We start from the raw sequence: 12,579 nt of genomic DNA on the forward strand, positions 1-12,579 counted from the left end.
ACATGATACTTCACAATTTTAATAATGGGTATCCTGAAAGTATAAATAAATGAAAGAAAAAGTCGGATGCCTTAAGAGGTACCGACTTTTTTGTATATGTCCACATAGGTATGAACAAAATAAATAAAAGATACTTGAAGGATGTGATGATTTGAATGAGCTAAAAACAGCCATTATTGATATCGGCTCCAATACCATTCGATTAGTATTATATCAGTATGATAATGAAGAAGGGCTACGTGAGCTTGGGAATATTAAAACGGTAGCTCGTTTGCGTACATATATTCAGCCCTCAGGAGAGATGTCTGTAGAAGGTATTCAAGTGTTATCAGAAACTTTATTAACATTTAAAGCAATGCTTGAGGATTTTGAGGTGACAGATGTTAAAGCAGCTGCGACTGCCGCTATCCGACAGGCTACTAACCGAGACCAGATTATTAAGGAAATGAAGGAACGAACTGGTATTCAAATAGAGCTTTTATCAGAAGAGGAAGAAGCTTATTTTGGATATGTTGCTGTTGCCTATTCTATGGGAACGCAATCCGCAGTGACGATAGATATTGGTGGTGGTAGTACTGAAATTACGCTGTTTGAAAATAAAGAGATTCAGCAATCACATAGTTTCCCTTTTGGGACGGTATCTTTAAAGCAACGATTTGTAAAGGGCGATATTATGAATAGTAGCGAAAAGGGGGAGCTCATTGCTTATATAAAAGAGCAATTTCAATCGCTTCCTTGGATAAAAAATGTGGCTTTACCTATTATCGCTATAGGTGGTAGTGCGAGAAATATTGCTCAAATGCATCAACAAAAGCATGATTATCCTATTGCCAGTGTCCATGGTTACGAAATGACAAAGGAAAATTTAGATGATTTAAGCTTGTTTTTAGGGCGACTAAGTTTCCAAGAGTTGAAGCAGCTGGATGGGCTATCATCTGATCGGGCAGATATCATTGTTCCTGCATTAGAGGTTTTTAGAGTGTTAATGGAGGTAGTCGATAGTAAGGCATTCCAACTGACCAAAAGAGGCTTGCGTGAAGGACTTATTTATGACCGAATTTTGCAAACAGATGCACTTGCCTTTGATAAATACAATGTATTTGAAGGAAATGCTAGAAGATTAGCACGTCAGTATGGACGGACTGAAATGGAAGTTGATTATTTGATGCATTTAGCAGATCAATTATACCGAGAATGTTGCCATTTAGGGTATTTGCAGTATAATCCCGAAGATTTACATTTGTTAACAAAGGCTGCGAAGGTTTTCAATATAGGAGAATACATTGAATTAAGCTCATCAAGCCAACACACCTTTTATTTAATTGCGAATCAATCAATTGATGGTTTAAATCATTTAGAACGAGTAAAACTAGCACTTCTTGCATCCTACAAAAATAAGGATTATTTCCAACGATTTGCTGCTCCATTTGCAACATGGATGGACCGTGAAGAATATCGCAAAATCAGAGACTTTGGAGCGTTATTAAAATTTGTCTATGCGTTAAATGTTTCAAAGCGCAATGTTGTACATGCTATTGAGATGCATACAGAAGAGGATCATGTCCAACTCGATATTTATGTAAAAAAGAATGCTGCTGCTGAAAAGTATCAAGCTAATCGACATAGGAAACATTTAGAGCGGGCATTAAAAATCCCCATGAAGATCAATTTTATTGAAGAAGGGTGGAACAATGGATGACGACTGAAGTAACAAAAAATGAGCTTAATGAAGAAGAGTTTTCAGAAAATCATAATCGATTGTTAGAAGAAATTGCTAAGCCACAGTATTATAATAATCGTGAATTGAGCTGGCTTGCCTTTAATGAGCGAGTTTTAGAGGAAGCAGAGGATGTAAATAATCCTCTGCTAGAGCGTTTGAAATTTTTGGCTATATTTAGCTCGAATTTAGATGAATTTTTTATGGTTCGTGTCGCAGGACTACAAGATCAAGTCCGTGCGGGTTTCCATAAGCCTGAAAATAAATCCGGATTAACACCAAAGGAGCAGTTGGCGAAAATTGCAGAACGAACACAAGCATTAGTTCGTCGTCAAACGGAAGTTTATCGACATTTAATCTATGATTTACTCCCACAACATAATGTACATATTGCAGATATGAAAGATTTAAATAGCGCTCAAAAAGCGTTTATTAATGAAATGTTTGCAGAAACAATCTTCCCTGTTTTAACACCCGTTGCGGTTGATGCATATCGTCCTTTTCCAACATTGCTTGGGAAAACTTTAAATTTACTAGTCCTATTAGAGCAGGACGAAACAGATGTCGAGAGTCGTGAAAAAGTGGCAATCGTACAAGTTCCATCTGTTTTAGATCGCTATATAAAAGTTCCATCTGAAGAAGGGAAAACGGTTGTTGTTTTATTGGAGGATGTGATTGTTGCGCATATTGAAAAATTATTTTATGGCTACAGTGTAAAATCAGCACAAGCTTTCCGTTTAACGAGAAACGCAGATTTAACTATCCATGAAGAGGGCGCTCGTGATCTTCTAGTTGAAATTGAAAAAGAACTGAAAAAACGAAAATGGGGAGTAGGAAGCCGTTTAGAAGTTCGAGTTGGAGAAATGAATGATGAGGTGCTTCAATACTTACTAGATGAATTTGAAATTGAAGAAACAGATGTGTTCCATATTGATGGTCCTTTGGATTTAACCTTTATGTTCTCTTTTGTCAAAGGCATATCTGTAGGTCGAGAGCATCTAGAATATGAAAGCTTTATTCCACAGCCACCTTTAGACTTACAATCAGATGAAAATATTTTTGAAAAAGCTTTACAACAAGATATTTTTTTCCACCATCCTTATGAGTCGTTTGCCCCTATTGTTGATTTTATTTCAGAGGCTGCCGTTAATCCGAATGTATTAGCTATAAAACAAACATTATATAGGGTGAGTGGGAATTCACCGATTATTCAAGCGTTAAAACTTGCAGCTGAGAATGGCAAACAAGTAACCGTATTAGTGGAGCTAAAGGCCCGATTCGATGAAGAAAATAATGTGCACTGGGCAAAACAACTAGAACAAGCAGGTTGTCTTGTGATTTATGGCATGAATAATTTAAAAACACACTCCAAAATTACACTAGTAGTTAGTCGTCGTAATGGCAAAATCGAACGTTTTGTTCACCTTGGTACTGGAAATTATAATGATGCAACTGCAAAAATCTATACGGATATGGGCATAATAACTACAGATAAAGAGTTTGGCATTGATGCGACAAATTTCTTTAACTACTTAAGTGGTTATACAGAAAAACCTACCTTTAATCATTTAGTAGTTGCACCATTTGATATTCGAGATGAGTTTATTCGTTTAATGGATGAAGAAATTGCCTGTCATAAAAAATATGGCAATGGTTTTATTCGTGCAAAAATGAATTCATTGACGGACAAAGACTTAATGATGAAGCTTTATGAGGCATCTATTGCAGGTGTAAAGGTAGAGCTCATTATACGGGGGATCTGTTGTATTAGACCAGGTATTCCTGGTATTAGTGAAAACATCACCGTGACAAGTATTGTTGGTCGTTTCCTTGAACATTCTCGTATCTATTGGTTCCATCATAATGGAGAGAATAAAGTCTATCTATCTTCTGCTGATATGATGACACGCAATATGATTAAACGTGTAGAAATTTTATTCCCTGTATATGCAAGTGAGGCAAAAACCCGTATTATTGACATAATGAATGCACAATTAATGGATACTGCCAAAGCACGTATTCAAGACTCTAATGGTAAATATCATTACAAAGAGTTTGACCGTAGTGAAGATCCATTGAATAGCCAAGAAATTTTCTTAAAGGATGCATTAAAGCCTACGCTAGACGAAGAATAGAGCAAAAACGCTACTTAGTGAGGGATAGGATGAAAAAATATAGAGAGAGTGTAGCGCCATTTGCAGATTATCAACAACTCATCCAGCTGAATCCATTTGATGCAGTCGTATGTTTGAGAAAAGTTGATACGACAGCGTTTGAGGTCGTTGAATTTAACGATAAGCTATTATCATTGATTGAGCTGCAGGATCGTACAGCCAAAAAAGCAGAGAACTTTTTTTCAAAACAATGTTGGCTGCAATTGTCGAAATTTCTAAATCAAGAATTCAATAAACAGCATGTCCTAAAATTAGGTATAGGTCCACAAGAAAAAACATTTGCAATTCATGTACAGCACTTTGCTAAATCAATGGTTGCCATTATTCTTCGGGCAACACAATTTGACATCAATCCATATTTACAATTCATAGAACAACATGTGAGCCCAGTGTTAACAACAGATTTACAAGGTCGAATTATTCACCAAAACGTTGCTGCTACCCAAGCACTGTCAATGGAACACAACAGTCTATTAGGTCTAGATATTTTTTCATTATTAGAAAATAAATATGTCAATGAGTTTAAATTGCTATTTGACAAAACAATTGAAGGCTCAGCATTTGGCATGCCAAAATGTTTATTGAAGGGTCAATTGTTAAGTAAAGAACCCTTTTACTTAAGAACGCATCCAACGTATTATAACGGTGAAGTGATAGGTGTACATTTATTTGTTAAAGATGCCAATTCATTTATGAATGATCATGAGGCATTTTATTACCTAGCATTAATGGATGAATTAACAGGTATTTGGAATCGAAAAGCCTTTAAAGAACACTGGCTCCATCATTTAAATGACAAGAAGCAAGAGCACAAGCAAGCTGCCCTGATTTTAGTTGATATTGATCGCTTTAAAAAATTCAATGAATCTCTTGGTGAGAGCAGAGGAGACGAACTCATGCGCATGTTTAGTCACAGACTTCGTGAGCTCTGTTACTCAAAATGCTCGCTCTACCGCTATAACAGTGATGAGTTTATCTTTGTGTTAAAAGATGCAACGATACAAAAAATTGAGCGGACAGCTAATGCTATTCTGGATATTTTAAAACAGCCTTTTATGATAGATGGGCAGGAATATTTTATTAGTGTATCGATTGGTATTTCTCTTAGTCCTGCAGATGGGAAAGATTTAGAAACCCTTGTACGAAAAGCGGATAAGGCTTTATTTTCTGTTAAAGAACATGGTCGATCACATTATCGTTATTATCGTGAAGATATGACCGCTATTTTTCCAAATGAAGCCTTGATGGAGGCTCATTTACGTCGTGCAATTGAATTTAATGAGTTAAGCCTTCATCTGCAACCACAAATGGATTTAGCAAATAATAGCATCAATAGTTTTGAAGCCTTATTAAGATGGAACAATCGTAAATTTGGTTTTGTATCACCAGCACAGTTTATTCCAATTGCAGAGGCATCGGGCTTAATTATTGAAATAGGGGATTGGATTATTGATGAGGTTTGTCGTTACCAAAGCGAATGGCAGACAAAGGGCTACCGTCCTGTACGAATAGCGGTTAATATATCACCAAAACAATTTAGAAAAGAAAACTTTGCGCGAAAAATTAAAGAAGCGTTGAAGAAATATGATGTTCCTCCAGAATTACTAGAGGTAGAAATTACGGAAAGTTCAATGACCAACGTCCATGAAACATTTTCAATTCTTACAGAGTTAAAGCAATTAGGTGTTTATGTATCAGTGGATGACTTTGGAACAGGCTATTCCTCATTAAGCTACCTTAAACGTTACCCGATTGATATTATTAAAATCGATCAATCATTTATTGCCGATATTGCAAAAGATGATAAAAACGAGGCCATTATTAAAGCAATTATTTCGATGTCTCATAATTTAGGATTAGAGGTCATTGCTGAAGGAATTGAAGAGCCGACACAAGTCGACTTTCTAAAACGTCATCGTTGTCAAAAGGGACAAGGCTATTTATACAATAAACCATTACCAGTTGAAACAATTGTGCAACAATATTTTGTAAGCTGATAAGAAGTAGCACTTCATCATAAAATGGATGAAGTGCTACTTTTTTTACTTATTGCTCTTGAGACCGTTCAAGACAATTTTTGTAAATTGGGACATTTCTGAAGCAAGATCGAAATCTTCGCTGTGTATTAACCAATCATAAACATTGGCGCGCATACAACGTTGAATGATTGCTTGGATGTTAGGAATTGATATATCTTGTCTGAATTCTCCTTGTTGAATACCCTCTTCGATATATGTATTCATAATTTGAAAAATTTTACGTTGAGGGTTAATTAAATAATGATCTTGCTGCACTTGATTTGTCATTGCAGCTGTATACACAGTACGCAATAAATCCTTACCAACAACATTAGTTAAATACTTCATTTGTTCTTGATACACTAGCAGTATTTTTTCACTTGCTGGTAATGCTCCATCAATATTTTTTTCAACAGTACTATAAAAATGATCAAGCTCCTTAAATTTTTCTAAAATAACATCATATTTAGAAGGGAAGTGTGTATAAAATGTACCTTTTGAAACATTGCATGCTTTTGTAATTTGTTCAACCGATACATGCTCATAACCATATTTATTAAATAAATCTAAAGATGTTTTTAATAATCTTTCACGTGTTTCTAATGCCTTTTTTTGTCTGTTTGTGAGTACTTCCATTGCTGCTTATTACCTCCACTATTAAATATTGTGAAATATTTTATATAAAAAATATTCAGAAAATATTAAATTTTTAATTGACGAGATGGATTTCTATTGATTATGATTTAATTGACCGAAGTCAATGACCGTGGTCATTATAGGTATCTCGTTACTAATGTTACTTTAAAAAATGAAAGTTGGCTAGTGCATCAACAAGCTTTTCTATTGTATTTTCAAGGATTGGGGGAGGTCTAAATGAAGGAGAAATTAGGTTTTATCGGCTTAGGCAATATGGGTTTACCGATGTCTATTAATCTATTAAGAGCAGATTATGAGGTATATGGTTATGATACAAATGCACAGGCAATGGAACAATTCGTAGCAGCGGGGGGCATCGGGCTTGAGTCAGCTAAGGAAATTGCCAAACAATGCGATGTAATTATGACCAGTTTGCCTACCCCACAAATTGTTGAATTGGTTTATCAGTCAGAGCAAGGCATTTTACATCATGCAAAGAAAGGTAGCTTACTAATTGATTTTAGCACTGTAAATCCCGAATTGAATGATTCGTTACATACAGAAGCAAAAGCTTTGGGATTACGATATTTGGGAGCACCTGTAAGTGGTGGGGTCATCGGGGCTGTAAATGCAACATTAACAATTATGGTTGGTGGTGACACAGATGATTATAAAAATGCCGAAAGAATATTCGGAATAGTCGGAAAGAATATCTATCACTTGGGCACATCTTCAAGTGTAGGCACACGCATTAAATTACTGAATAACTTAATGATTGGGTTTTACACAGAGGCAGTCGCTGAAACCATTGTACTTGGCGAAAAAATGGGTATTCAGGCAGACACACTATATGAAGTTTTAAGCAATAGCTATGGCCAAAGCCGTATATATGAACGCAATTATTTGGAGTATATGAAAAATGATAATTATGAGCCTGGCTTTTCAACAAATCTACTATTAAAGGATTTGAAGTTAGCTAAGGAGATGGCAGATGAAGCAGGTGTATCACTGCGAATTGGTGAAAAATTAGTGGATCTTTACAGTGAAATTTCTCAGCAAGGCTATGGAGAAAATGATATGTCTGCAGCTTATTTAAGCTTAAAAGAAACATGTAAAATAGAACAATTATAAGAGGAGGAAAAAATATGACGACAGCACAAGAGGTTAAAACATTAACACATTTTATTGGAGGAAAATTGGTTGAAGGGAAAAGTGGACGATTTGGTTCGGTATTTAATCCAACAACAGGTGATGTTATTGCTAAGGTGCCCCTTGCGACAGTAGAGGAAACGCGAGATGCAATCGAGCAAGCTCAAGCAGCATTTCCAACTTGGCGAGATACATCAGTGGCAAAGCGTGCAGAAGTTGTGCTAAAGTTCCGTAATCTTATTACTGAAAATATGGAGGAGCTATTACACATTATTTGCACTGAAAGCGGAAAAACGATTGAAGATGCCAAAGGTGAAATTACACGGGGACTTGAATCTGTTGATTTAGCCATTGGTGCGCCTCACTTAATGAAAGGGGAATACTCTGTTAATGTTGGAGGTCAAATCAATGCCTATTCTGCAAAATACCCATTAGGAGTTGTAGCGGCAATTTCTCCATTTAACTTCCCAATCATGGTACCCCTAGCACAAACGAGTATGGCTATTGCTGTAGGAAACGCTGTTGTATTAAAGGCTTCCGAGCGCGTGCCAATGACTGCATTGTATGTTAGTGAGCTGTGGAAGAAAGCCGGTTTGCCTGATGGTATTTGGACAGTCATTAATGGTGATAAAGATGCGGTCAATGAACTTTTAGAAAACCCGACTGTGCAAGCGATTTCATTCGTCGGCTCAACACCAGTAGCTAAATATATTTATGAAACAGGATCAAAGTACGGAAAACGTGTAACTGCTCTTGGTGGTGGTAAAAACAATATGGTCGTAATGCCAGATGCGGATCTTGAACAGGTTGCTAGTGCCTTTATTGGTGCAGCTTATGGAGCAGCATCCCAGCGTTGTATGGCGATATCTACTATCATGCCTGTAGGAAAGGATACTGCTGATCGCCTAGTGGAGATTCTTAAGGGGAAAATTTCTAATCTGAAAGTAGGCCCATATACAAACCCTGATTCAGATTTTGGCCCTGTTATTTCTCAGCAATCAAAAGAAGCAATACTTGCTGCCATTGATCGAGGGGAAGCTGAGGGAGCCTCCGTAATTTGCGATGGTCGAGAGCTTGACATTGTCAAAGAGTCTAAAGGATTTTATGTAGGTCCAACATTATTAGATCATGTAAAGCCAGGCATGGAAGTTTATGAGCAAGAAATATTTGGTCCAGCACGTAATGTTGTTCGTGTTGATTCATTGGAGGAAGCTATTGCCCTTATTAATAAGCATGAGCTAGGTAATGGTGTCACTATCTTTACTAATGATGGGTTAGCAGCTCGTAAATTTACGACGGAAATTGATGTTGGTATGGTAGGTGTCAATGTGCCAATTCCTATTCCAGTAGGCTACCATAACTTCGCAGGCTTTAAAGGCTCTCGTTTTGGTGAGGGGCATATGTTCGGTCCGGATCAAGCGCGATTCTTTACAAAAACAAAAACAATTTCAGAGCGTTGGATGGCGGGCAATGCCTCCACTGCATCAACATTTGCATTCCCTAGCAATAACGACTAATACAAACAAAGAGCTGTAGAAACATACAGCTCTTTTTCTAAAAAAGGGGAAGGGTGGGGTGTAAATGTTAGAGTATCTTGGTCTTTTTGGTAGTTTAGCATTGTTAGTTTACTTAACGATGAGAGGTGTAAATTTACTTATTTCAGCACCGTTGACAGCACTGTTAGCAGCCATCACAAATGGTCTTGCGTTTTTTCCTCAAACAGCAGAAGAAAATCAGGCCAACTTCTTAACAAGCTATATGGATGGATTCACAGGGTTTGTTGGTTCTTGGTATTTAATGTTCATGGCAGGTGCCATTTTCGGTAAAGTCATGGAGGACACTGGCGCAGCAGATAGTGTCTCTAAATGGATTGTTGAAACAATTGGGGTGAAATATGCCACCTATGCTGTCGTATTAGCTGCCGCAGTACTCACATATGGAGGAGTTTCCGTTTTTATCGTAGCGTTTTCCGTTTATCCAATGGCTATCAGTTTATTTAAACAAGCCAACTTTCCACGACGTTTTATTCCTGCTGCACTAGGTCTGGGTTCTGTCACTTTTACGATGACATCAGCAGGCTCACCTGAAATTCAAAACTGGATACCCATTTCCTTCCTTGGTACCACACCATATGCAGGGTGGCAAGTTAGTATTGTTGTCGCTATTTTCATGGCTGTTGGTGGCTCACTTTGGTTGAATTGGATGATTAAGCGGGCTGTTAAAAATGGAGAAATTTTTATTGCACGTTCAACAGATCCAGTAGCAGATGAAAAGCGTAAGCTTCCGAGCCCGCTTCTGAGTCTTGTGCCGTTATTAGTTGTTTTAGTAATTTCTTATATTTTTCACGATTCCCTAGGAACCTCGGCTTTAATTGTGGCATTAACAAGTGGTTGTATTGTGGCGTATATAGTGAGCTTTAAATATGCAAAATCAGTTGGAGCAACGTTAGCAGCAGGCGCAATGGGTGCTATTATTGCCATTACGAATACAGCGGCTGTAGTCGGCTTTGGAGGGGTAGTAAAAGCAACACCGTCTTTTATTGCAACAGTAGATGTTATGACGAATATCCCTGGTAGTCCGTTAATCGGAGGTGCACTAGCCATTGCTGTTATTGCTGGTTTAACAGGTTCCGCATCTGGAGGACAAACCATTGCGATGCCTTTACTGGCACCACATTATATCGATATGGGTGTAGACACAGAAGCGTTGCATCGGACAATCGCTATCGCATCAGGTTCCCTTGATTCATTGCCACATGGTGGATATGTTGTGACAACCATCAATTCGGTATGTAATGAAAAGCATAAGGATGCCTATATGCCATTTGGAGCATTGACCGTAATTATCCCGATTATAGGTACAATCATTGCGATCATATTATTCTCATTGGGTATGTAGATGTAGGAGGGATGTAGTATGCAAGGAAAAACGGTTTTCATTACCGGGGCAGCTCGTGGCATCGGTCTTTCTATGGCTCAAGCATTTGCTGAACAAGGAGCAAATGTAGTGATAACGGATAAAGATGAACATTTATTAAAAGAGGCAGTTGTACAAAATCCCACTTTAACTGCCTATACATGTGATGTAACAGAGGAACAGGCTATAAAAAAGGCTATCGATTTTACGATAAGTCATTTTTCAACAATAGATATTTTAATCAATAATGCAGGTTTTCAACACGTCTCTCTAATTGAAGAATTTCATACGGAGATTTTTGAGGCTATGCAAAAGGTAATGGTCGTAGCACCCTTTGTCGCGATGAAATATGCATTACCACATATGAAGAAAAATCAATTTGGACGAATTATTAATATGGCATCCATCAATGGCGTCATAGGGTTTGCTGGTAAAGCAGGTTATAATGCTGCAAAGCATGGTGTCATTGGGCTTACCAAGGTAGCTGCACTTGAGGTGGCGACTAATGGAATCACGGTAAATGCCATTTGTCCGGGATATGTTGATACAGAATTAGTACGTAATCAGTTTAGTGATTTAGCAAAGACACGGGGTATTCAGGTAGAGGAAGTGCTTGAACAGGTGTTATATCCACTAGTACCGCAAAAAAGGCTACTGGATGTCTCAGAAATTACGGCACTAGCTTTATATTTAGCAGGTGATACAGCAAAGGGGTTAACTGGTCAGGCCATTTTATTAGATGGCGGCTATACAGCTCAATAGCTTAGGAGGGTTGAAATATGATTCAAACAAAAACAATCTTTACGGTTCATTCGCCAGGCACAATCGTATATGGGCGAGACTCATTTGAAGAAGTGGGCGAATATGCAAAAAAATTAGGCTCCAAGGCATTAATCGTTAGTGACCCAATCATGGATAGCTTAGGTTTTGTTAACCAATGTCGTACGCTATTAAAGACCCAAGGGGTGGAAGCGGTTTCATATTTAGGGGTAGTAACGGAGCCCGATGATACGTACGTAGCAGAGGGATTACAATTATTGCAAAACGAGAACTGCGATGTCATTCTGTCGGTTGGTGGGGGAAGCTGTATAGATACGGCCAAGGCAATTGCAGTAGTGGCTACAAATGGTGGCTACATAGGGGATTATATGAAGATGGCAAAGGTTGCAGAGCAAGCACCAATTCCTCACATAGCCATACCTACGACGGCAGGTACAGGATCGGAAGCAACAGATGCAACCGTTATTACCAATACGAAGAGTGATGTAAAAATGATGATTAAGCAGCAAGCCTTTATGCCAACGGTTGCGATAGTCGATCCTATTTTAACGCTAACATCACCGCCCGCAATTACTGCGGCGACGGGTATTGATGCATTAAGCCATGCAATAGAGAGCTATTTATCACGTTTAGCACATCCCTATTCTAATGTGCTTGCATTATCTGCTATGGAATTAATCGTTAATAATCTAGTAAAAGTCTATGAGCATGGGGATGATGTTGATGCGAGAGAAGCTATGTCATTAGGCTCTATGCAGGCTGGGCTGTCCTTTTCTAATGCGTCCGTTGCTTTAGTGCATGGCATGTCACGTCCAATTGGTGCACTCTTCCATGTTCCACATGGTATTTCAAATGCGATGCTTTTACCAGCAGTTCTGGACTTTTCAAAAGAATCATGCATAGATCGTCTAGCAGATTTAGGTCAGTTTTTTAATGAAACAAAAGAACCCTTATCGCAAGAAGAGCTTGCTCAGCTAGCTATTACGTCCATTAAAGAAATGTGTAAGCATATGAAGATTGGGAATTTAAAGCAATGGGGAATAGAGGAACAAGCTTACTATGATGCCATCCCTAAAATGGCAGAGGACGCAATTGCAAGTGGCAGCCCAAGTAATAACCCAAAGGTACCGACAAAGGAAGAATTAATGGAACTATATAAAATTGCTTATACGTATGAATTTTAATATAT

At 37.9% G+C, this 12,579-nt stretch carries 9 protein-coding genes; 8 read left to right on the forward strand and 1 reads right to left on the reverse strand.

The window, feature by feature from the left end; all coding sequences use genetic code 11:
* Positions 1-151: 151 nt before the first annotated feature.
* From MKY49_RS03725 to MKY49_RS03735, 3 genes are read left to right on the forward strand one after another with little or no spacing between them, the layout of a single operon-like run.
* Positions 152-1,699 (forward strand): Ppx/GppA family phosphatase, encoded by a 1,548-nt coding sequence (locus tag MKY49_RS03725; RefSeq protein WP_341385646.1) that lies wholly within the window; start codon positions 152-154, stop codon positions 1,697-1,699.
* The gene (locus MKY49_RS03730; protein WP_274795749.1) at positions 1,696-3,852 is read left to right on the forward strand and encodes an RNA degradosome polyphosphate kinase; all 2,157 of its coding nucleotides are present in this window, start codon (positions 1,696-1,698) and stop codon (positions 3,850-3,852) included. The genes MKY49_RS03725 and MKY49_RS03730 overlap by 4 nt, the downstream gene beginning before the upstream one ends.
* A 29-nt stretch (positions 3,853-3,881) precedes the next feature.
* Positions 3,882-5,888: a putative bifunctional diguanylate cyclase/phosphodiesterase gene (locus MKY49_RS03735; RefSeq protein WP_274795750.1), complete on the forward strand. Its 2,007-nt coding sequence runs from the start codon at positions 3,882-3,884 to the stop codon at positions 5,886-5,888.
* Positions 5,889-5,933: 45 nt separating this feature from the next.
* On the opposite strand, the gene MKY49_RS03740 is transcribed toward MKY49_RS03735, so the two are convergent.
* Positions 5,934-6,545: a TetR/AcrR family transcriptional regulator gene (locus MKY49_RS03740; protein WP_312504787.1), complete on the reverse strand. Its 612-nt coding sequence runs from the start codon at positions 6,543-6,545 to the stop codon at positions 5,934-5,936.
* Positions 6,546-6,782: 237 nt separating this feature from the next.
* On the opposite strand from MKY49_RS03740, the gene MKY49_RS03745 reads away from it, so the two are divergent.
* The 5 genes from MKY49_RS03745 to MKY49_RS03765 all read left to right on the forward strand — a co-directional run bounded on the left by MKY49_RS03745 (position 6,783) and on the right by MKY49_RS03765 (position 12,574).
* On the forward strand, positions 6,783-7,676 hold the full coding sequence (locus MKY49_RS03745; protein WP_341385647.1) for an NAD(P)-dependent oxidoreductase: 894 nt from the start codon (positions 6,783-6,785) through the stop codon (positions 7,674-7,676).
* 14 nt (positions 7,677-7,690) lie between these two features.
* Positions 7,691-9,211 (forward strand): CoA-acylating methylmalonate-semialdehyde dehydrogenase, encoded by a 1,521-nt coding sequence (locus MKY49_RS03750; protein ID WP_341385648.1) that lies wholly within the window; start codon positions 7,691-7,693, stop codon positions 9,209-9,211.
* A 64-nt stretch (positions 9,212-9,275) separates the two neighbouring features.
* Positions 9,276-10,592: a GntP family permease gene (locus tag MKY49_RS03755; protein WP_341385649.1), complete on the forward strand. Its 1,317-nt coding sequence runs from the start codon at positions 9,276-9,278 to the stop codon at positions 10,590-10,592.
* An 18-nt stretch (positions 10,593-10,610) separates the two neighbouring features.
* The gene (locus MKY49_RS03760) at positions 10,611-11,372 is read left to right on the forward strand and encodes a 3-hydroxybutyrate dehydrogenase (protein ID WP_274795755.1); all 762 of its coding nucleotides are present in this window, start codon (positions 10,611-10,613) and stop codon (positions 11,370-11,372) included.
* A 17-nt stretch (positions 11,373-11,389) separates the two neighbouring features.
* Positions 11,390-12,574 (forward strand): iron-containing alcohol dehydrogenase, encoded by a 1,185-nt coding sequence (locus MKY49_RS03765; protein WP_341385650.1) that lies wholly within the window; start codon positions 11,390-11,392, stop codon positions 12,572-12,574.
* The last annotated feature ends 5 nt before the right edge of the window (positions 12,575-12,579 follow it).

This window comes from Lysinibacillus sp. FSL M8-0134 (assembly GCF_038069745.1).
Classification (GTDB): Bacteria; Bacillota; Bacilli; order Bacillales_A; family Planococcaceae; genus Lysinibacillus; species Lysinibacillus irui.

Bases quoted from the DNA above. Each gene is read 5' to 3' on its own strand.
- MKY49_RS03730 (WP_274795749.1), top strand. From the start codon at position 1,696: ATGACGACTGAAGTAACAAAAAATGAGCTTAATGAAGAAGAGTTTTCA.
- MKY49_RS03735 (WP_274795750.1), top strand. From the start codon at position 3,882: ATGAAAAAATATAGAGAGAGTGTAGCGCCATTTGCAGATTATCAACAA.
- MKY49_RS03740 (WP_312504787.1), bottom strand. From the start codon at position 6,545: ATGGAAGTACTCACAAACAGACAAAAAAAGGCATTAGAAACACGTGAA.
- MKY49_RS03745 (WP_341385647.1), top strand. From the start codon at position 6,783: ATGAAGGAGAAATTAGGTTTTATCGGCTTAGGCAATATGGGTTTACCG.
- MKY49_RS03750 (WP_341385648.1), top strand. From the start codon at position 7,691: ATGACGACAGCACAAGAGGTTAAAACATTAACACATTTTATTGGAGGA.
- MKY49_RS03755 (WP_341385649.1), top strand. From the start codon at position 9,276: ATGTTAGAGTATCTTGGTCTTTTTGGTAGTTTAGCATTGTTAGTTTAC.
- MKY49_RS03760 (WP_274795755.1), top strand. From the start codon at position 10,611: ATGCAAGGAAAAACGGTTTTCATTACCGGGGCAGCTCGTGGCATCGGT.
- MKY49_RS03765 (WP_341385650.1), top strand. From the start codon at position 11,390: ATGATTCAAACAAAAACAATCTTTACGGTTCATTCGCCAGGCACAATC.